Below are 21,072 nucleotides of genomic sequence, written 5' to 3' on the forward strand. Positions count from 1 at the left end.
CTAGAATTTAGCGAAAAGAGAGTGACAAAGTTGCGTTCATTTTTTGGATGGATTTTTCTGTTGATGTTAATTCCTATATTTGTCTTTACCTTAATGGCCTCCGGCCGGGAAGCTCAGGATATGAAGCCTCTCGATCAGGTGCTCGATGAGAAGATCAATATAAAAGATATCGGCCTTGTACAAAACAGCTACATGTATGACAGGGACGGCGCCCTGATTTCAGAAATTGTTTCAGATCACCAAAACCGGGTATTTGTCCCCTATAAAAATATCCCTGAGCATGTGAAGCAGCTGTTTCTCACTTCAGAGGATCGGCATTTCTTTCAGCATAAAGGCTTTGATTTTATCGGAATGGCCCGGGCCGCCGCAGCCAATGTCAAAAAAGGCGGCATTGATCAGGGAGCCAGCACGATTACACAGCAGCTTTCGAGAAACTTGTATTTGAACCATGAACGAACCTTCGACCGCAAGTTCACAGAGCTCCTGTATTCCTATCAGCTGGAAAAAAAGCTTTCAAAAGAAGAAATTTTTGAGAAATATTTAAACACGATCTATTTTAATCATGGGGTCTACGGAATTGGATCCGCGTCTTATTTCTATTTCAGCAAGCCTTTGAAATCTCTCAACCTTGCCGAAACGGCGTTTATTTGCGCGATCCCTAATAACCCTACATTATATGATCCTTTGAAACATTTTGACTACACAAAAACCCGCCAAAAGCGGCTGCTTGAAGGGCTGAAAAAAGCGGGCGTGATCACTGAAAAAGAATACAGCAAAGCCGTAAAGCAAAAAATTACGCTTCATGTAAAAGAAAAGAAAGACGCTTATCCCGACTATACGACTTATGTCAACGAGGAATTCACCAAATTGGTGTCTGCTTCGGAAGGGTTTGACGAACGGCTGAAAAAGGCAAAAACAAAAGAAGAAAAGAAAAAAATCGAAAAAGAGCTGTCTAACCGCATCAGCTCCCTCACGACGAGCGGGATCAAAATTTATACGGCGCTCGATACCGGGATGCAAAACCGGGTCGTCCAGCAAGTGAATAATCGCCTCCCTTATGAAGGCGTACAAGGCGGAGCGGTGGTGATCAACCACCAAACCCATCAAATCGTCGCCATGTCCGGCGGGAAAAACTATAAAAAGTATGATTACAACCTGGCATTCCAGGCATACAGGCAGCCGGGATCATCGATTAAACCGCTCCTTGACTACGGGCCGTACATTGAAGAAACGGGTGCGACGGCAGGCAGCATGATTGACGCAAGCAAATTTTGCAGCAAAGAATACTGTCCGAACAACTTCAACGAAAGAACATACGGAACCGTGTCGATCAAGACAGCCTTTAAAAATTCGTATAATACACCGGCCGTACGAATGCTGAACCGGGTCGGCGTGCAAAAAGGATTCAGCTATTTAAAACCGTTCGGATTTGATAAAATCGTTCAAAATGACTACCGTCTTCCTGCTGCACTGGGCGGATTTACATGGGGCTTCTCACCGCTGGAGATGGCCGATGCCTATACGACTTTCGGCAATAACGGCAGCTATACATCCAGCCATGCCATCACAAAGGTGACGGACTTAAAAGGCAAAACGCTTTACAAATGGAAAGACAAACCGCAGCAAGTATTCAGCATGCGGACAAACAACCAAATGCGTCAGCTCTTATCAGCGGTTGTCAAAGAAGGAACCGGGAAAAAAGCGAATTTCAGCGGCGGATATGTAGGAGGCAAAACCGGAACATCCAACGGGTACAGAGACCTTTGGTTTGTCGGATTGACGGATACGTACACAATGAGTGTATGGGTCGGAAAAGAGGCAAAAGGCAATGTCGAGTATCTGCATCACGCGGGACCTCAACTTTTAATCTGGAGAGGAACGCTTGCATACGCATCTTAAATCAAAAAAGGGGTGGCTGAAAGTGGCTGATATGCCTGAGCGAATCGTTCTGTTTGACGGCGTGTGCAACTTTTGCGACGGAGCCGTTCAATTCATCATCAAGCATGATCCAGAAGGCTTATTTTCATTCGCTTCCCTGCAATCTGATGCCGGGGGGAAGCTGCTCAAGCAATATCAGCTCCCCTCCGATCATTTTGACAGCTTTATTTTGATCGAAAACGGACGGGTATATCAGAAATCAACCGCGGCCTTGCATGTGGTGAAAAGCCTTCCTGGTCTTTGGCGGGCCGCTTCCGCCCTCTTGATCATTCCCAGACCGCTACGGGACGCCATCTACAGCGTGATTGCGAAAAACCGTTACAAATGGTTTGGGCAAAAAAGCGAGTGCACCATTCCCGGTCCTGAGATCAGAAAACGATTTTTGTCATAAAAAAACCGGAGCCGTCGGACAAACGTCCGCGCTCCGGTTTTTTGCATGGCTCAAACGGGCAGGTTCGCCATGACGCTGTTATATAGCTTGATGACGATATACACCGTGCCGATTAAAAACGTAAACCAAAACAGCAGCTCAAACATAATAAAGCCGATTAATGACATAAATGAAAGCGTGCTGTGGATCGCATAAACGATAAAAATTAAATATACGAGTGTTGCGAGTAAAAAAAGCGCTGCAATTCCAGCGGCATATTGGACAAAAATAAAGGATAAAAGGCTTGCTCCCAGATACACGGCAGAACCGACCCTGATTTTCCTCAGGTTCGCTCCTTCAGGATCTTTGGCGAAAAATAAGAGGGCAAGCTCTGTCACTGTATTGGCAATCAGCTTCAAAGCGGAAAATACCATGAAAAAAATCAGCGTAAACACAGCAAACAAAGCCATCCGGATGCCGCTCTCAGAGAAAAATTCGAGCATTCCTTTGTAAATGCCGAGAGAAGACAGTATCCCCATGGCATAGATAACGGAAGAAATCGCAAGAGATGAACTGAAAAGAAGAATTGCGATAAAAGGAAAAAAGCCTGTTACATACGTATTTTTCATAAAAAAAGTCCCTTTCTGATATGTTCCTCATTCATTATGTACGACTTAGGACCTGTTGACAAGAATATTTTCCATATTTTTAATTTCTGCTGTTCGCGGCAGAAAGGGGCAGGATTCTTCACAAATTCGCCATTTACTTGTAAAGTATTATGTGTTGACTAATCAATAGATCGCGAGGAATCGCCGTTGAAAAAAACATTAAAACTGCAGACACGATTAACGATATTTGTCTGCGTCGTCGTTTTGATTTCTTTATTGATCGCGTTTTTTATGGTCGGGTCCGAGACCGCAAGGAACATTCGGGAGCAGGAGCAGCAGATTGCCCTGCAGACGGCGGAGATGGTCGCCGAAGCTCCGATTACGGCGCAATCGCTGGAAAGCGGCGAATACGATGAGCTCCGAACATACACCGCCCGCGTTCAAAAAATCACCGAGACTGAATTCGTCGTTGTCATGGATATGAACAGCATCCGTAAAACCCACCCGGATCCGAATAAAATCGGAAAGAAATTTGCCGGCGGGGACGAAAAAGAAGTGCTGAAGGGCCGCCGCCACATTAGTACGGCAAAAGGCACGCTCGGTGAATCACTGAGGGCTTTTGTTCCCATCTATAATAAAACGGGCAGCCAGGTCGGAGCGGTAGCGGTCGGAATCACCCTTAACGAGATTGAGCAGATCACCCAGCAAAATCTCCGCCCTTTATATACGGTTATCGTCCTCAGCATCTTCGCCGGAATCATCGGAGCTGTCATCGTGGCGAGGAAAGTAAAAACGATTATGTTCGGTATGGAACCGTATGAAATTGCAACGCTTTTGAATGAACGAAGCGCGATGCTTGAGTCGACAAAAGAAGGGATACTCGCCGTTGACCGAACAGGAAAAATCAAGCTCGCCAACGCGGAAGCGAAGCGCCTGTTTCATAAAATGGGGATCGAAGAGAATCCGATCGACCGGGATGTCACCGACATCTTGCCAAACAACCGCCTGAAACAAGTGATCGATACTCAGAAGCCCGTTCTGGACCGCGACGTTAGAATCAACGGGCTAGAACTTGTCTTTAATGAAGTTCCGATCCACTTAAAAAAGGGAAACATCGTCGGAGCGATTGCCACATTCCGCGACAAAACCGAAGTGAAGCACTTAGCTGAGCAGCTGTCCGGTGTTAAAATGTACGCAAACGCGCTCAGGGCGCAGTCGCACGAGTTTATGAACAAGCTCCACGTGATTCTCGGTCTCGTTCAATTAAAGAACTACGACGAGCTTGGAAACTATATAAAAGACATTGCGATCTATCAGCAGTCTGAAGCGAGCGAAATTATCAACCATATTAAAAACTCGGTGCTCGCCGGCTTTTTGCTCGGCAAGCAGAGCTATATCCGGGAACAGGGGGCCTCGCTGGAGGTTCATTGCAGCACGAGGATTCCGGATACAGCCAACACAGCGGTGATACACGATTTAATCACCGTTATCGGGAACCTTCTCAACAATGCCCTGGATGCCGTTTCCGCAACTGATAAGAAAAATATCTCGATTTCATTCCGCCACCATGACGGACAGCTTGATATTGAAGTCACGGATACGGGAGTCGGCATATCCAAGGAGGAACAGCAGAAAATGTTTGATCAAGGCTTTTCAACAAAGGGCTCCAACCGGGGGTTCGGGCTTTATTTCGTCGAACAAAGCCTTGAAAATTTAAATGGACATATCATCGTGACAAGCGAAAAGAATGAAGGAACGACATTCAGTCTCCGCATTCCGTATGAACCAAAGGAGGATGACCATGATTGATGTATTAATTGTTGAAGATGACCCGATGGTAAGAGAGCTGAATAAACGTTACCTCAGCCAGGTAGAGGGATTTCAGCTGAAGGGAATTGCCGCTTCTTTTCAAGAGGCTCTCACCTTCCTCAGGGAAGAGCACATCGATCTGATCCTGCTCGATATTTATATGCCGGGCAGGAACGGCGTCGAGCTGCTCACTGAGATCAGACGCCAGAATCAAGCTGTCGACGTGATCGTCATCTCAGCGGCCAGTGAAATGGATGTTGTTCAAAAAACGCTGCGGTACGGGGCTGTCGATTACTTAATCAAGCCGTTCGAATTTGAGCGGTTTCAAAGCGCCCTAACCGATTACAAACGGAAGCAGCAGCTTTATGCAAGCAACCGGAATATCAGCCAAAAAGAGCTGGATTTCGAACTTTTTCAAAAAAAACGCGCGCCCGAAAAGATGCATTTGCCAAAAGGGCTGACCAAAAGCACGCTGAATCTCATTTGGTCAAGCATCAGATCGTTTGACAGCTTGACGTTCACAACAGAAGATTTGGCCAATCACACGGAAATCTCTCAAGTTTCAATTCGCAAATACTTGAAGTTTCTGGAGGAAATCGAAGTTCTCAACGTAGAAATGGCCTACGGCACGATCGGCAGACCGGTTTTCCAATATAAATTAAATACAAATGACTTGAACGTGATTAACCAATATCTATAACATGTCCCCTCCCCGCCCGCTGCTTCCTAAAGACAGCGGGCGTTTTTTTGTGACGGTCACGCTTGACTTCTCGCATGCCGCCGTTACCGGACAAGGATTTATCGCGCTCGCTGCGCTTAGGGTTCGACCCAATCGAATCCGCTCTGTTCTTCGGCTTCGCTCAAAGCTATCAACAGCATCGGGTCCACGCTTCCCTTCTTTAAAGAAATACCAAGCGTCTGATGCTGATTTCGCCTTGCGTTTGACGATTCCCGCGCTGGCCTGATATATCGGCTTATATTAAAGGAAAACGCGAACCGAACGATAGAATAAGAGAGCGTCTGCTCTCTTATTCATTTTTTTGTTACCTTAACAAAATATAAATTTTTTTGACGCCGCCAGTGTCTTTACCACTTTTATGGTATGATGAAAAAGTCTGGTTATCAATCATTTCAGGAATTTTATTGCAGACAGGAAGCAAATCGTATACAATTTAATATTGTTTAATTTCTATATAAAACGTTTTTATTTAAAGGATGCGAAAACATTGAATAAATCAGTCATACCTTCTTTAATTACGATTGGAAACTTTGTTTCGGGCATCTCTTCAATATTGCTTGCATTCAGAGGGTATTTATTCTTAGCCATTATATTTGTTCTGATCGGCGCTATCTTGGACAGCCTTGACGGCATGGCCGCGCGCAGATTAAATGCCGTCAGCCCGTTTGGAAAAGAATTGGATTCTTTGTCTGATATTATCACTTTCGGAGTCGCCCCGGCCATCATCACCTATTCAATCGTTTTTTATGATGCACCGATCTTAGGCCTTCCTTCGACATTGTTATTCCCTGTTTGCGGAGCGCTTCGGCTGGCGCGATTTAATATTCAATCAGAGAACCAGGATTATTTTACAGGCCTTCCGATCACCGCAGCCGGAACAATTCTGGTTTGCTTAAACCTTTTATCAGAGATCCTTGGCAAAAAGCCGTACATTTTGATTATGCTGTTCCTGTCCTTTCTCATGGTCAGCAAAATCAAAGTCATCAGCCTGAAGGGGAAAAAACTATTGAAGAAAGTGAGCTAGTTTTTCATGGAGTTGGCAAAAGAATTGATTTCCCAATACGGGTATTTTGCGATATTCGGGATGCTTGTTCTCGGAATTGTAGGCCTGCCGATACCCGATGAAGTCATGATGACATTTGTCGGTTATCTGTCTTCTATTCATCTATTAAACTATGAGCTGTCTCTTTTGATCAGCTTTTCAGGTGCGGTATCAGGGATGCTCATCAGTTACTTTCTAGGGAAGAAAATCGGTAAACCGCTGCTCGATAAGTTCGGGAAATGGATCGGTCTGACGCCGAAAAGACTGGACACCGTGCACCGCTGGTTTGAAAAATACGGCCCGTGGACGATTCTTTTCGGCTACTTTGTTCCCGGAATCCGCCATGTGACATGCTATCTGTCCGGCATGAACGAGATGGACATGAAAAGGTTCCTGATTTATGCCGGATCAGGGGCTTTTATTTGGTGTCTCGTTTTTATTACGATCGGATACACAATCGGCGTGATTTAAATACCGCTTGCATCCCGTGTGATCAGTAAAGGAGTGAACAGCTTGAAAAAGCGGCTTTACCGGTTTTTGATCGAGTTGACGAATAAAAAGGGCGTGTCCCGGATGCTGAAAAAGTTTGCTCAGTCAAAGCTCAGCAAACCTCTCATCCCCTCCTATATCAAAACCTTTCATATCAATACAGAAGAGATGCAGGAAGATGTCCGCTCTTTTAACAGCCTGCACGAGCTGTTCATCAGAAAATTAAAGAGCGGTGCACGCCCCCTTCCCGCTGAACCAAACAGCCTGGTCAGCCCTGTGGACGGAGTCATCGAAGAAATGGGCGCCATCACGCGCGACAAGCAATTTACCGTCAAACAAAAGCTCTATTCCGTAGAAGAAATGATCGGGCGATCCGAGATCGTGAACCGCTATATCGGTGGAACCTATATCATCATCTATTTAAGCCCGAGGGACTACCACAGAATTCACAGCCCGGCTGACGGTACACTTGAAACGCAATATTCGCTGGGAAGCGCGTCTTACCCCGTGAATCAAATCGGTTTGACCTACGGGAAATCGCCGCTGACAAAAAACTACCGGATGATTTCCGAATTTAAGCATCAATATGGGTCCGCCCTGCTTGTGAAGGTCGGGGCGATGTATATTAACTCGATCGTGATGCTCGAGGAGTCAAAAGAATGGCGTCAAGGCGACGAAATCGCATATTTCTCTTTCGGCTCGACCGTTATCCTGCTGTTTGAAAAGGATACCTTTATTCCTGATGAGCGCCTTCACCCCTCTCTTCAAGTGAAAATGGGAGAGGCGTTAGGATCTCTTGCCAAAAGAAAATCATAATGCAAAGCCCCCGAAAACAGCTTCGGGGGTTTTTTAAATTGCTGCTTTAAAAAAGCTTTCTCCCCGGACAGGGAATTCCCTTTTTTACCTGGATACGACTCCCTAATAAACCAAAAGACCTATAAATTGATCAAAATCAAGCAGATTCCTCCTCTTTTCCCGCTCTTTTTCGCTTTAATTTAATTATCAATCGATTATTTTAATTTAAAAAACGCACAGAATTGACACTTTTCTTCTACAATTGAACACATACAAACATGGGGGTGTTTTTGATGGAAGCAGCAAAAGATTTGAAACCGATTACAAATCACGGTCATAAAGAAAATAAAAATTTTTTCCAGAAGTTGATCAATTGGAAAATCGGCGTGATTCCGTTTCCGCTATACATTGCGCTTGCGCTGATTATTTTTCTGGCAGCTTACTATAACGAATTGCCGAATGACATGCTTGGCGGTTTCGCGATCATTATGATTCTCGGTATTATTCTCGGGGATGTTGGACAGCGCATTCCGATTTTAAAAGATATCGGCGGACCTGCCATTCTCTCGCTGTTTGTTCCTTCGTTTTTAGTCTTTTTCAAAGTGCTTAACCCCGCATCTATGGAAGCGGTTACGACTTTGATGAAAACGTCGAATTTTCTGTATTTTTACATCGCATGTTTAGTCGCGGGAAGTATTTTAGGAATGCATCGCACGGTTCTGATTCAAGGTTTTATGAGAATGTTCGTTCCGTTGTTGGCCGGGACGGTCGCAGCGGTTGCCGCCGGTATTCTCGTCGGTCTGTTGTTTGGCTACAGCCCTTATGAAGCTTTCTTCTTTATTATTGTACCGATTATTGCCGGAGGCATCGGCGAAGGAATCCTGCCGCTGTCACTCGCTTACTCGCAAATTTTGGGACAATCCACAGATGTATTTGTTTCACAGCTCATTCCGGCCGCTATTATCGGAAACGTCGTTGCCATCATCTCAGCCGGACTGATGAAAAAGCTTGGCGAAAAGCGGCCTGAGCTGAATGGTAACGGCAGGCTCGTCAAATCGAAAAAAGACGATGAAATTTTCAACCAAAAAGAAGAGGAGCCGAAAATCGATTTGAAATTAATGGGTGCCGGCGTTTTAATCGCATGTTCCTTCTTCATTTTCGGCGGTTTGGTCTCCAAGTTCATCGCAATTCCGGGAGCGATCCTGATGATCATCGCGGCGGCTGCCGTAAAATATGCAAAGCTTCTGCCTGCAAGCATGGAAAAAGGCGCACACCAGCTTTACAAATTCATGTCATCAAGCTTCACTTGGCCGCTGATGGTCGGGCTCGGCATTCTTTACATCCCGCTTGATGATGTGGCGTCCGTTATTTCCCTGCGCTTCATCGCCGTCTGCGCTTCAGTCGTCATTGCCATGGTGACATCAGGCTACTTTGTCGGCAAATTAATGAACATGTACCCTGTTGAATCAGCGATTGTCACCGGCTGTCACAGCGGTCTCGGCGGTACGGGGGACGTGGCTATTCTTTCGGCTTCAGGCCGGATGGGGCTGATGCCGTTTGCGCAAATCTCAACGCGTCTCGGCGGGGCAGCAACCGTCATTATGGCGACCGTTTTACTAAGGTTCTTCACCTCGTAAGGGCCGCATAAAAAAACAAAAAGGAGTCTGATCTATACGATCGGATTCCTTTTTTGTTTTCAGCGTTTCTCAACTCTGATATATTCTCTCGGTTTAAAGGGAGCTCTTTCTTTTCCCGTTAAGGACTGATCTTCCGCTCCCGTCTGAAGCGGCGTATAATCCCCGTGATATTGAGGGCCTTCGTCCGTTCCTATCCCCGGAGTCTGTTCACGCGTCATTTCCCTGTTGATCATAAACGCTCCCGCAAAAAGCGAACAAAATAAACTTAAGCTGATAAAAGCTTTCCTTCTCATCTTTCATCACCTCAAATTCATCTTGTTCAAAAAAACTTTCCATTATACAAATGCCGCATTTTTTGTTAAAATTGTTTTCAGGTTCATAAGACCGCATAAACCGCGGTTATCATGAGATCATGCAGCCGATTAAAATTTGAGTTATAATTTGTCTAGGTCACCAGTTCTAAAAAAGTACATAACGTTTGAAAATTTTAGTATGGAACAGAATGTATTTATACATGCTACCTTAAAGGGAGGTTAATATGACGGCTTTACATATTGCAATTTTATCGCCTTTTGCACTCGCCTTTTTGATTCCGCTATTGGCGAAAAACGTCAGAAAGATTCATACAGGCTGGTTTGTCCTGGTTCTTCCTGTTCTATTATTTATTTATTTTTTCCGCATGATCAAAATGACGGCGGATGGCGGAACATTAAAGGCTGTACTGGAATGGATTCCGTCCTTTGGCATTAACTTTACCGCATACGTTGACGGACTCGGATTGCTATTCGCCCTTCTGATTACAGGGATAGGGTCTTTGGTTGTCCTTTACAGCATCTATTATCTATCTAAAGAAAGAGAGCAGCTCGGACCGTTTTACGTTTATCTGCTCATGTTCATGGGGGCAATGCTCGGCGTTGTTCTCGTTGATAACGTCATTGTACTTTATTTATTTTGGGAATTGACCAGCATATCGTCTTTTTTGCTCATCGGCTATTGGTACAAGCGGGAAAAATCAAGATACGGCGCGACAAAATCGATGCTTATCACCATTTTCGGCGGTCTTTCCATGCTTGGAGGCTTCATTCTTCTTTACACGATTACGGGTTCATTCTCGATTAGAGAAATGATCAACCAAGTTGATTTAATTTCGGGCCACGGCTTTTTCATTCCGGCTCTCGTGCTGGTGTTAATCGGAGCCTTCACTAAATCTGCGCAGTTCCCTTTTTACATCTGGCTTCCTGACGCGATGGAAGCACCAACGCCTGTAAGTGCTTACCTGCATTCCGCCACGATGGTAAAAGCGGGAATTTATATCGTTGCAAGATTCACCCCTGTGTTCGCTTTTTCCGGGGAATGGTTTTGGATCGTGTCCCTCACGGGGATTGTCACGCTTTTCTGGGGTTCGTTCAACGCCGTCAAGCAGACTGATCTAAAAGCGATACTTGCCTTTTCTACGGTCAGCCAGCTCGGAATGATCATGTCGATGCTCGGCGTCGGTGCCGCAGCTCTGCACTATCAAAATTTTGAATACTATATGGTTGCAGTAATCGCCGCCGTTTTTCACTTGATCAACCACGCGACATTTAAAGGCAGCCTGTTCATGGCGGTCGGAATCATCGATCATGAAACGGGAACGAGGGATATCCGCAAGCTCGGCGGTCTGATGACGATCATGCCGATTACGTTTACGATTACGCTGATCGGCGCGTTTTCAATGGCTGGTCTGCCGCCGTTCAACGGCTTTTTGAGCAAGGAAATGTTTTTCACCAGCATGCTCAGGATTACGGATTTTAATTTGTATAACGCCGACACATGGAGTTTTGTGCTTCCTGTTCTGGCTTGGATCGGAAGCGTGTTTACGTTTATTTACTGCATGGTTCTGCTGTTTAAAACGTTCGGGGGGAAATATCAGCCTGAAAAACTTGAAAAACAAGCGCATGAGGCTCCACTCGGCATGCTGATTTCGCCGATTGTCCTCGTCTCTCTCGTGGTGATTTTTTTCTTTTTCCCGAACATTCTGTCATACAGCATCATTGAACCGGCTGCATCGTCGATTATGCCGACCCTTTTGGACGGAGACGAAAAATTCAAGGTTCATATTTACATGTGGCACGGCTTTTCATCTGAACTCTACATGACAATCGGCGTCGTTGCTCTCGGCGTTCTCGCCTATTTGACCTTGTCAAAATGGCGGAAGGTCTACGGCCTCTTCCCGGAAAAACTGACGCTCAACAAACTGTACGACAGCTCGTTGTCTGGGCTTGAAAAAGGCTCCAACAAGATTACAAGAACGTATATGACCGGGTTTCTTCGCGATTATCTCGTCTATGTTTTTGTCTTCTTTATCGTGATCATCGGCGGATCGCTCGTTGTTACCGGAGGCTTTTCATACGATGTGAAAGGCAATGCTTCAATCGGCATCTATGAGCTTGTTCTGTCAGCCGTCATGATTGCCGCAACATTTACCACCGTTTTCGCAAGGTCAAGACTGACGGCGATTATCGGGCTCGGCGTCATCGGCTACACGCTTGCGCTGTTCTTCGTCATTTTCAGAGCGCCGGATCTCGCGCTGACGCAGCTGATTATCGAAACGATTTCAGTCGCATTGTTCCTGCTTTGCTTCTATCATTTGCCGAAGCTCAGATTCAAGCCGAAGTCGGCTAAGTTCAGGGTAACAAATGCGCTTGTCTCGGTCGGAGTCGGAACTGTTGTGACGCTGCTCGCACTTTCTGCAAACAGCCAGCGCTCCCTTGAAAGCATCGCATCGTATTTTATTGAAAACAGCTATAAACTCGCAGGCGGCCACAATATCGTCAACGTGATATTGGTCGACTTCAGGGGATTTGATACATTGTTTGAAATTACTGTACTTGTCATAGCCGCTTTAGGAATATACGGCATGATCAGGCTCAGAATGGGGAAAGGAGGGGAAGAGCATTGAAAAAGGTTCAGACGAATGATGTGATCCTGCAAACCGTTACAAAGATTGCATCCTTTATCATTCTGCTCTTTTCTTTCCATCTGTTTTTTGCCGGCCATAATAACCCGGGCGGCGGTTTTATCGGCGGATTGATGACGGCGTCTTCGCTCGTCCTTCTGCTGCTTGCCTATGATTTAAAAACGGTGCAGAACATTTTGCCCGTCAACTTTATCTATGTGGCGGCCGTCGGCTTATTCATTTCCGTTTCCACCGGAATCGGCTCATTTTTATTCGGCGCTCAGTTTCTTTCCCACGCGTTTGATTACTTTAACCTTCCGCTCTTGGGGAAAACGGAGCTTGCCACCGCGGTATTGTTTGATATCGGGGTTTATCTCGTAGTGGTCGGCGTGACCATGACCATTATTCAGACGATTGGGGAGAGAGAATAATGGAGATTTTAATGTCTTTTATTGTAGGAATTTTGTTTATGGCGGCGACATATCTCTTGCTTTCAAAAAGCCTTCTGAGGGTGATTATCGGAACTGCCGTTCTCAGCCATGGCGTCCATCTGCTTCTGCTGACAATGGGAGGGTTAAAAAAAGGTGCGCCTCCCATTTTAAATGAAGAGTCGTCAACCTATGTCGACCCTCTCCCTCAGGCGTTGATTTTAACGGCGATCGTCATTGCTTTCGGGGTCACCTCGTTTCTCCTGGTCATGGCTTTCCGCGCCTACCAAGAGCTGAAAATGGATGATATGGATCAAATGAGGGGAAATGATCAACATGAATAATCTTGTAATTCTGCCAATACTGATTCCTTTAATGGCCGCAGTTCTACTCATCTTTATGAACAAGTCGATCGTGCTGATGCGTGCATTCAGCGCCATATCTTCCATTGCGGCGATCGCGGCGGCCGCTGTTCTTGTGCAGACCGTCTATACGGACGGAATCCAGACCTTATATCTCGGCGGGTGGAAGCCGCCGTTCGGGATCAGCCTTGTCGCTGATCAATTCGCCAGCCTTCTGGCGTTAACGACAGCCATTATCGGATTTCTGACGGTTCTTTATTCGTTTCGCTCCATCGGGGAAAAACGCGAGCGTTTCTTTTATTATCCCGCGGTCCAGTTCCTGCTTGCCGGAGTTAGCGGCGCTTTCTTAACCGGGGATTTGTTTAACCTGTTCGTATTTTTTGAGGTTCTCCTGATGGCTTCGTATGTGCTGATCGTCATTGGCGGCACGAAGATCCAGCTGCGGGAATCTCTGAAGTACATCGTCTTTAACATTATCTCTTCCGCCCTCTTTGTCATCGGAGTCGCTTATTTATATGCGGTGACGGGCACATTAAACATGGCGGATTTGAGCGTTCGGATCAGTGAATCGGGCCAAACCGGGCTGATCACGGTCATCGCTGTTTTATTTTTGATCGTCTTCGGTTTAAAAGGCGGCATTTTCCCGCTGTATTTCTGGATGCCTGGTTCTTATTATGCGCCGCCTGCCGCTGTGTCCGCACTGTTTGGCGCACTTCTGACCAAAGTCGGCCTATACGCGATCACAAGGGTGTTTACATTAATTTTCACCCAAGACGCGGCTTTTACTCATCAATTAATGGTCTGGCTTGCGGCCCTTACGATCATCTTCGGTGTCATCGGCTCGATCGCCTACTGGGATGTTCAAAAAATCATTATCTACAATATTGTGACTGCGGTCGGTGTGATCTTATTCGGTATCGCCGCCAATACGCCGGCTTCGATCGAAGGATCTGTCTACTATCTGATTCATGACATGATCATTAAAGGAGCGCTGTTTATGCTTGGCGGAGCGCTGTTTGCTCTGACAGGGACAAACAACCTGAAAAAAATGAGCGGCCTGATCAAAAACCATCCGGTGCTCGGCTGGATGTTTATGATTTCAGCTGTTTCATTGGCAGGGGTCCCTCCTTTCAGCGGATTCATCGGCAAGCTGAAAATTGCAGAGGGCGGCTTTCTAAGCGGTGAATTCGTGATTACGCTGCTGATGCTTTTATCCAGTCTGCTCGTCTTGTATTCCGTCATGAAAATATTTATCAACGGCTTCTGGGGGGATGAACAGGAAGATGCTCCGGCCAAAAGACCGCTAAAAGGCTATATGTATCCGGCAGCGGTACTGCTCTTTCTGTCGCTTGCCATCGGACTCGGAACCGAGCTTATCGCGCCGTATTTCCATCAGGCGGCTGATACGCTCGTCAACCCCGAAAAATATATTGAAGCCGTTTTGAAGGAGTAGATCGCATGGCATTACAAATATTGTTGAACTTTATTCTTGCGTTGTGCTGGATGTTTCTGAACAATGACTACACCGCTGCCGGGCTTGTCGTCGGTTATGTGATCGGATTATTCTCGCTCTTTCTGATGAGGCGTTTCTTCCGCCGCCGCTTTTACTTAATTAACATTTGGGCGATCATTAAACTGCTGTTTATTTTTATTAAAGAGCTCGTTCTCGCAAACGTCAGCGTATTAAAGACGATCTTATCCCCAAGGTTAAAAAATAAGCCCGGCATCTTCGCCTTCAAGACAGACCTTAAAGCGGACTGGGAAATCACGACATTGGCGAACCTGATTACGCTGACACCGGGCACATTGGTTGTCGATATCTCTGATGACCGTTCGATTCTTTATATTCATGCGGTCGATATCGATGATGCTGAGAAAGCCATCAGTGATATCCGCATTTCGTTTGAAGAGGCCATTAAGGAGGTAAGCCGCTGATGTTTGAATTTATTTTGCAATTGTCACTCGGCATTTTGGCGGTCTCCACTTTTCTGTATGTCCTGAGGGTCATTAAAGGGCCGAGCATCCCGGACAGAGTGGTGGCGCTTGATGCGATCGGCATCAACCTGATCGGAATTACGGCTCTCGTGTCCATCTTGTTAAATACGACAGCATATTTGGAGGTCATCCTCTTGATCGGTATTCTGGCCTTTATCGGCACCGTCGCATTTTCTAAATTCCTTGAGAAAGGAGAGATTATCGAAAATGATCGAAGCCGCTAAATTGCTTATCGCCGTCTTGGTCCTTCTTGGCGCACTGATATCGTTAGCCGCTTCCTTTGGAACGCTGCGGCTGCCTGACGTATACTCAAGAATCCACGCCGCTTCTAAAGGAGCGACATTGGGGATCATCAGCGTGCTGCTCGGCGTATTCTTTTACTTCTGGTTTCTGCACGGCTTCATTACGGCCAAAGTGCTGCTCGGTATCGTCTTTGTATTTCTGACGTCTCCTGTAGGCGCCCACCTGATCGCAAGGGCCGCCTATAACACCGGCGTAAAAATGGAAAAGAAAAGCGTGCAGGACGATTATGAAGGCAACAGAAATTTTCTGATTAAAAAGAAGGAAGATTCCTATTTATAAAAAGAAAACTCGCCCTAAAAGGCGAGTTTTTTTGGTTTACGATGAAGGGCGGCTGATGACCGCCATCGTGCACCTGGACGTGCAAATCAGGCTGTCTTGCTCATCGCGTATTTCAATTTGAAACACCATTGTTGATTTGCCTACATGCAGAGGCGTTGCGACCGCTTTAACCGTTCCGTCTTTCACCGATTTAATATGGTTGGCGTTGATCTCAAGCCCGAAGCATGCCTGCTCTTTTGGATCGATATGCTGATATGCCCCGATGCTTGCCACCGTTTCAGCAAGCGCAACGGACGCACCTCCATGCAGATAACCGAATGGCTGACGCGTTCTTTCGTCGACAGGCATGACCGCAACACACCGCTCTTTGCTGCATTCCTTCAACTCGATTCCCAACGCTTCAAGAAGTGTATGTTTCGTTTCCATCACAATCGTCCCTTCATCAAAGTACGCCTTCAGATTTCGCGATTAAAACAGCCTCTGTCCGTGATCCTACATTCAGTTTGCTGAATACGGAAGTCAGACTGTATTCGATCGACCGCTTGCTTAAATGAAGCGCATCAGCGATTTCCTGATTTGTATAGCCTTTTTCGACTTCTTTTAAGATCAGGCATTCCCTTTCAGTCAAAAGATCGTGCTGGGTCTGCTGGCTGTTTGACTTCGATTTTTGCTGTGTTATCAGCTGCTTGAAATAATCATAATCGACGACAATTTTATTATCCAGTACCTGATATATGTACTCTATAATCTTTTCCTTCGATTCCGTTTTGCTGATGGCGCCGTGCATGCCGGAACGAATCGCCTCTTCAAAATAATCTTCGACTTCATAGCCTGTGTAAACGATAATTTTGCATGATGAACACGTCTCAAGGATTTTCTTAGATAGGTCCATGCCGTTGATTTCACCCAAATTTAAATCCATTAAGATCAGGTCATACGCAGAAAAATCATGCTTCTTGAGAAATTGTTCGCTGGCTTCAGGGCTGAGGCAATCGACAACAAAGTCCTGGTTCGTTTCAAGAATTGCCTTCGTCCCCTCCATGACAGCCGGATGATCATCGATCACAAGTAATCTTCTCATAATTTCCTCCCTTTTGCGTAACCTTGCCCTATCACCATTTTATAGAAAAAACTTGGCGGATGCCAAGCAAAAATGTTAACTAAACATTACAATTCCATTTCAATGGCGACCCTGAAGCCTTTCCCTTCTGCTGTCTGTATATCCAGACTGCCGTTCAGCGCGCGGACTCGCTCGCGAATGCCCGACAGCCCCATGCTTGCGCTGTTTTGATAAAGCTTGTCCGGATCAAAACCGATGCCGTCATCTTCATAATGAAGAACAACTTTTTCTTTTATGCAGACAAGCATAATCAAAACCTCATTAGCTTTCGAGTGTTTAACCGCATTGCTTAAAAGCTCCTGCACAATTCTGTACAAATTCAGCTGCGTGTCCAGGTCGAGCACCTTTGAGAACCTTTCCGTATTGAGGCGGATCTTATCGATCGATGAGGACTCCTGATGCTGTGCCGCCAGTTTCGAAAGGGCTTTGACCAGTCCAAGATCGTACAACAGCTGCGGCCTCAGCTCCTGACACGTTTCCCTTGTCGTCTGGATGACGGTGGACATTTGCTCATTCATATTGATGAGCCTTTGCCTGATTTGATTCGTACAGACTTTATCTTTTTCAAAATCAGCCAGAAACATCTCGCTTTGATGCTTCAAGGAAATCATGTCCTGCAGCACAGAATCATGAAGATCACGGGCCAAATCAGATCTCTGCTTCTCTTCAATCGCAAACATCAATTTATTCAGCCACGCCGGATTCGGCCCTTCTTTTTTCACATGTTCCAGATGCTCCATCAGCTCGCCGATTTTCAAGACGTTTTCCAGGGAAACACTCGTATAAAACGCCAGCGTCTCAAGCCACGAAATCTCATCGCGCGTCAGCCTAGGCGTATTTAAAACCGACAAACACAGCATGACATAAGAAGTCCCGCCCCGTTCACCGATCTTAATCAAAAATCCGCGGTCGACTTCGACGATTTTGCCGATGTCGGTGATAGCCCTAAAAGCTTCTTTTTCATAAGGCTTCCACACTTGATCGTTTGCATTATTTTCAAGTAACCCTACGGTTCCATCACTCTTTAACTCCAGTACATAAGCCTGACTTACAGGTAAAACATCAAGAATCGTTTGAGACAATTCCCTTAGCACTTGAGCTAACGATGTCGAGCTTCGTATAAGCTGTGTAAACTTAAATACACTATCTTGGTAATTAAATTTTTCAGAAAACCTTTTTAAACGGAAACGAAAATCAAGAATTTCCTTGAGATAAAAAACACCTAACATAATAAAATAGATAAATATAGTGTTTTTAACTGTATTCAAACTATTACTTAATTCTTGTGTTAAAGTAAATACACCTACAGCTGTCAAGCTTGGTAAAATGGCTAACAATCCGTAGTATTTAAAACGTCCCAATAAGAATTCAATGTCATATATTTTGGTAGCAATAAATTGATACACTAATGAGAAAGGAATAATCAACAAAAAAGGAACGACAAACATTGCCGGGAATATATAATCCCCGATAAATACATATGGTATGACATAGAAAATTAAGAACGGAATAAACGCAACAAAATTTGTGATAACGAGTATCCTTAAAAAATAGGCTTGCTCTGAAGCTTTATTTTTTATTACACCATAAATGATAAGAGCAAAGGCTATAATGGTAACAAACAAGAAAGATACCAAGTTAAAGAGCTTAATGGAACTATAAGAAATCTGCAAATTATCACTGAAAATTTCCAATAGCAAATTCAATAAACCCACCGGATATAGGAAAAGAAATATTTTATTATTGAAAAACTCTTTTCCTTTTTCCTTGAAATATTGATAAATATAGTGGAGATACAAAACAGGAACGAATTGAAAAGTTATCATTGTTATATAGATACTTAAACTATCTCCCTTTGCAGATCCCACAGAACAAGAATAAGCTGTTGATGTAACAAGCAGAAAAACAATTAAAATAAAAGCGGAAGCCGAATTTAACCTTTTGTTTGATTTTATTATGAAATAAACACAAAAAAGAGAAAGGAGATAAAACATCATTGGAATGATAAATAGAAATAGGCTTTCATAACTTACCAATTCATATCCGGTCTCTACAAACCCTATCTCTCCATCTCTTTCAACGATCATAGATTTAACATCACTTAATTCATCAGCTAATTTTCCATCATCGGCCCTTAATTTTTCTACACTTTTTCCATTTATCTCTAATATAACATCCCCTTTTTCAAAACCTAGGGATTGGGCTAGTGACCCTTTTTCAATCTCGAATACTTGATATTCATTTTTTTCATTAAATTGCATTGTCATTCCAAGGTAACTAGAATGCAGATTTACATAGATAATATAAGGAACCAAGGAGAGGCTTAGCAAAATAATAATTAAAGATAGTTTGTTATAATTAACACGCATTAATTTTACATCCTTATAGTAGATAGTATAGGAAGAATTTTAAATCCAAAATCCTCCTCCACCCCAACTCTTACCTAATAATCTAATACTGTCAACCACTACTCCTGTTTTTTCTGGGTCTATGCCTAGTAAACAAGCATCCCCATCAACAACTTTTTTTAAAACATCGGGATTTTCCATCAAAAAGTTCACAACATCTTGCATATATAGTCTCCTCTTTAATTGTTATTAAGCAGGGCAGACATCAAACGTTCTTTTTCCATATCCCCCAACTCCAACTCCTCAATCCCCTTCTTAAATTTCTGAATAGCGAGCTGATTCATAACATACATATACTGAGTGACGCCTGCTGCTTTCAATTTCTCTTTATAGCATTTTATTTCTTTATCGGCAATTTTATCCTCAGTTTCAAATGTTTTTAATAAATCAATCGACGGCTGGTTAAATTTTCTTGACAAATATAAGTACGCAAGCGTCCGCTTTTTCTTGGCGATATCGCTTTTTGAATCATAAAAAAGTGCTTTATAATCATTTTCGATTTGTGAAGCAATGCCCAGCTGATATGCGTACTTCTCCACCGCCGGGTCAAATTTGCCCGTGGCAAGCATCGCCCCAAGCACGCATGGCAGAGCCGTCAGTGCCCCGGACTTACGCTTGATCATGTCAAGGCATTCATCTTCAGTGGCAGGCCGGTTGCTGAGATCGTCATGCTGTCCCTGCATCGATTGAAGTATATATTCCATCAGTTTTTCAAAAAACACCGGTTCTTTCGACACCGAACTGATCACTTTAATGCTTATTGTATAAAGCGCAGTCGCCGCATTCATTGCGACTGAACGGTTTATTTTCATCCAAGGTTCATCGGGGCTGTCTTCATCCTCTAAATCATCGAATATATCAAACGCAAGAATCAAAAGTTCTATGCCCGCTCCAAGCGTTTCCGCCGCATCAGTGTCCGTGCCGCCGAAACTTTGGTAATGATAAAAAGCAAGCTCGCTGAAATGCAACTGGTCCTTTGCATCTAGAAAAGCGTGCAGCGTCCGATTTAAGTCCGCGTTGGGAATCTCAACGTCTATAAAATGATTCATTCTTTGCTTGATTTTACTGTGATCTAGACAAAAAAGCTTAGAGATGGTGCTCCCTCCTTTCTTAATATTTTACTAAATCAAATTCCCGATTGACAGAGCAATTTTTTTATTTAACAATTATATAATAATATATCCTTTTTTTGGATTTGTTTGCAAAAAAAAAAGACTTGTCTGAAACAAGTCTTTTTACGAGGTTTTTAGATATGTGTACTTATCGTATTGATCAATGCTTTTGTTAATCTTGCGCAAGGAGTCCTTTGTTTCTCTGATTTCATTCTCTAGCCGCCAAAGCAGTTGTTTTAATTCTTCAATTTGTTGCTTTTCCACCGATTCCACACTCCTTTTGGAAGATCAATCAATTTGTGTATAGTGAACGAGTCATAGGTATTTGATCTGTTAATACAAGTTTAAAGGGAATTGGTCTCTTTTTCACCGAAAAGTTGCATATAAATTCATGCGTTACACCGCAAACTTTAAATAGACCATAACACCCATTCTACACGACTTGCGATTAGTTCTCAATTCCTGATGAAACATAAAATTTTAGTTTGTTTTTAAAGGGATCAAATAAAGATCACTAATAAACCCCTTTAGCACCGCAAGTTCAGTTATTTTTCGTTCGTTTTGCGACATTGAGTCTAAAGTAATAACTAGCGGGGAATAGAAAAACTTGATTGTTCAAGGAACGCAGATCGGGTATGCACCACCGAAAAACACGCAATAGACCGACACGCATTTCGGCCCTTAAAAAAAACCGACCCTT

At 44.3% G+C, this 21,072-nt stretch carries 23 protein-coding genes; 15 read left to right on the plus strand and 8 right to left on the minus strand.

Features of this window, described 5'->3' with window-relative positions; all coding sequences use genetic code 11:
* The first annotated feature begins 63 nt into the window (after positions 1–63).
* Together CP943_RS17510 and CP943_RS17515 are read left to right on the plus strand one after the other, a co-directional pair.
* Positions 64–1,899, plus strand: a complete 1,836-nt coding sequence (locus tag CP943_RS17510) for a transglycosylase domain-containing protein (RefSeq protein WP_051303794.1) — start codon at positions 64–66, stop codon at positions 1,897–1,899.
* Between the two features lie 31 nt (positions 1,900–1,930).
* Positions 1,931–2,329 carry a thiol-disulfide oxidoreductase DCC family protein gene (locus tag CP943_RS17515; RefSeq protein ID WP_033155026.1) on the plus strand — a complete coding sequence of 133 codons (399 nt, stop codon included), beginning with the start codon at positions 1,931–1,933 and terminating at the stop codon, positions 2,327–2,329.
* A gap of 50 nt (positions 2,330–2,379) precedes the next feature.
* Here CP943_RS17515 and CP943_RS17520 read toward each other — a convergent pair whose 3' ends face one another.
* A complete protein-coding gene (locus CP943_RS17520) occupies positions 2,380–2,937 on the minus strand; it encodes a YufK family protein (protein WP_105981196.1) in 558 nt (185 codons plus the stop codon).
* Between the two features lie 186 nt (positions 2,938–3,123).
* Between CP943_RS17520 and malK the strand changes: the two genes are divergently transcribed.
* From malK to CP943_RS17555, 6 genes are all read left to right on the plus strand, one after another.
* Complete coding sequence (gene malK / locus CP943_RS17525) at positions 3,124–4,725, plus strand: malate sensor histidine kinase MalK (protein WP_023856146.1); 1,602 nt, start codon at positions 3,124–3,126, stop codon at positions 4,723–4,725.
* Positions 4,718–5,425 (plus strand): response regulator, encoded by a 708-nt coding sequence (locus tag CP943_RS17530; protein WP_020452779.1) that lies wholly within the window; start codon positions 4,718–4,720, stop codon positions 5,423–5,425. Before malK ends, CP943_RS17530 begins: the two co-directional genes overlap by 8 nt.
* Positions 5,426–5,951: 526 nt before the next feature.
* Complete coding sequence (gene pssA, locus CP943_RS17540; protein ID WP_020452780.1) at positions 5,952–6,488, plus strand: CDP-diacylglycerol--serine O-phosphatidyltransferase; 537 nt, start codon at positions 5,952–5,954, stop codon at positions 6,486–6,488.
* A 6-nt stretch (positions 6,489–6,494) separates the two neighbouring features.
* Positions 6,495–6,977: a DedA family protein gene (locus tag CP943_RS17545; protein ID WP_020452781.1), complete on the plus strand. Its 483-nt coding sequence runs from the start codon at positions 6,495–6,497 to the stop codon at positions 6,975–6,977.
* A gap of 42 nt (positions 6,978–7,019) precedes the next feature.
* Complete coding sequence (locus CP943_RS17550) at positions 7,020–7,811, plus strand: phosphatidylserine decarboxylase (RefSeq protein WP_039072956.1); 792 nt, start codon at positions 7,020–7,022, stop codon at positions 7,809–7,811.
* A 272-nt stretch (positions 7,812–8,083) separates the two neighbouring features.
* On the plus strand, positions 8,084–9,427 hold the full coding sequence (locus CP943_RS17555; RefSeq protein WP_023856149.1) for a 2-hydroxycarboxylate transporter family protein: 1,344 nt from the start codon (positions 8,084–8,086) through the stop codon (positions 9,425–9,427).
* A gap of 59 nt (positions 9,428–9,486) precedes the next feature.
* Here the strand turns inward: CP943_RS17555 and CP943_RS17560 are convergent, their stop codons facing one another.
* Positions 9,487–9,720, minus strand: coding sequence for a hypothetical protein (locus tag CP943_RS17560; RefSeq protein ID WP_023856150.1), 234 nt, complete (start codon positions 9,718–9,720; stop codon positions 9,487–9,489).
* Between the two features lie 245 nt (positions 9,721–9,965).
* Here CP943_RS17560 and CP943_RS17565 point away from each other — a divergent pair, with 245 nt between their 5' ends.
* The 7 genes from CP943_RS17565 to mnhG are packed head-to-tail and all read left to right on the plus strand — an operon-like array spanning position 9,966 to position 15,732.
* Positions 9,966–12,368 (plus strand): Na+/H+ antiporter subunit A, encoded by a 2,403-nt coding sequence (locus CP943_RS17565; protein ID WP_023856151.1) that lies wholly within the window; start codon positions 9,966–9,968, stop codon positions 12,366–12,368.
* Positions 12,365–12,796: a Na(+)/H(+) antiporter subunit B gene (locus tag CP943_RS17570; protein ID WP_003184834.1), complete on the plus strand. Its 432-nt coding sequence runs from the start codon at positions 12,365–12,367 to the stop codon at positions 12,794–12,796. The genes CP943_RS17565 and CP943_RS17570 overlap by 4 nt, the downstream gene beginning before the upstream one ends.
* Positions 12,796–13,137, plus strand: coding sequence for a Na(+)/H(+) antiporter subunit C (locus CP943_RS17575; RefSeq protein ID WP_020452785.1), 342 nt, complete (start codon positions 12,796–12,798; stop codon positions 13,135–13,137). The genes CP943_RS17570 and CP943_RS17575 overlap by 1 nt, the downstream gene beginning before the upstream one ends.
* Complete coding sequence (locus CP943_RS17580; protein WP_026580052.1) at positions 13,130–14,608, plus strand: Na+/H+ antiporter subunit D; 1,479 nt, start codon at positions 13,130–13,132, stop codon at positions 14,606–14,608. Before CP943_RS17575 ends, CP943_RS17580 begins: the two co-directional genes overlap by 8 nt.
* A gap of 5 nt (positions 14,609–14,613) precedes the next feature.
* Complete coding sequence (locus CP943_RS17585; protein ID WP_020452787.1) at positions 14,614–15,090, plus strand: Na+/H+ antiporter subunit E; 477 nt, start codon at positions 14,614–14,616, stop codon at positions 15,088–15,090.
* Positions 15,090–15,374 (plus strand): Na(+)/H(+) antiporter subunit F1, encoded by a 285-nt coding sequence (locus CP943_RS17590; protein ID WP_003184842.1) that lies wholly within the window; start codon positions 15,090–15,092, stop codon positions 15,372–15,374. Before CP943_RS17585 ends, CP943_RS17590 begins: the two co-directional genes overlap by 1 nt.
* On the plus strand, positions 15,358–15,732 hold the full coding sequence (mnhG, locus tag CP943_RS17595) for a monovalent cation/H(+) antiporter subunit G (RefSeq protein ID WP_023856153.1): 375 nt from the start codon (positions 15,358–15,360) through the stop codon (positions 15,730–15,732). Before CP943_RS17590 ends, mnhG begins: the two co-directional genes overlap by 17 nt.
* Positions 15,733–15,768: 36 nt before the next feature.
* Here the strand turns inward: mnhG and CP943_RS17600 are convergent, their stop codons facing one another.
* The 6 genes from CP943_RS17600 to degQ form a co-directional block, all read right to left on the minus strand.
* Positions 15,769–16,158: a hotdog fold thioesterase gene (locus tag CP943_RS17600; RefSeq protein ID WP_009329508.1), complete on the minus strand. Its 390-nt coding sequence runs from the start codon at positions 16,156–16,158 to the stop codon at positions 15,769–15,771.
* Positions 16,159–16,174: 16 nt separating this feature from the next.
* Entirely contained in the window at positions 16,175–16,813 is a 639-nt protein-coding gene (locus CP943_RS17605) for a two-component system response regulator ComA (protein ID WP_003184849.1), read from the minus strand.
* An 86-nt stretch (positions 16,814–16,899) separates the two neighbouring features.
* On the minus strand, positions 16,900–19,221 hold the full coding sequence (locus CP943_RS17610) for an ATP-binding protein (protein WP_023856154.1): 2,322 nt from the start codon (positions 19,219–19,221) through the stop codon (positions 16,900–16,902).
* 39 nt (positions 19,222–19,260) lie between these two features.
* Complete coding sequence (gene comX, locus CP943_RS17615; protein ID WP_023856155.1) at positions 19,261–19,425, minus strand: competence pheromone ComX; 165 nt, start codon at positions 19,423–19,425, stop codon at positions 19,261–19,263.
* 14 nt (positions 19,426–19,439) lie between these two features.
* Entirely contained in the window at positions 19,440–20,309 is an 870-nt protein-coding gene (locus CP943_RS17620; RefSeq protein WP_023856156.1) for a polyprenyl synthetase family protein, read from the minus strand.
* A 186-nt stretch (positions 20,310–20,495) separates the two neighbouring features.
* Positions 20,496–20,636 carry a degradation enzyme regulation protein DegQ gene (gene degQ / locus CP943_RS17625; protein ID WP_003184860.1) on the minus strand — a complete coding sequence of 47 codons (141 nt, stop codon included), beginning with the start codon at positions 20,634–20,636 and terminating at the stop codon, positions 20,496–20,498.
* Positions 20,637–21,072: the final 436 nt, after the last annotated feature.

This window comes from Bacillus paralicheniformis, from assembly GCF_002993925.1.
Classification (GTDB): Bacteria; Bacillota; Bacilli; order Bacillales; family Bacillaceae; genus Bacillus; species Bacillus paralicheniformis.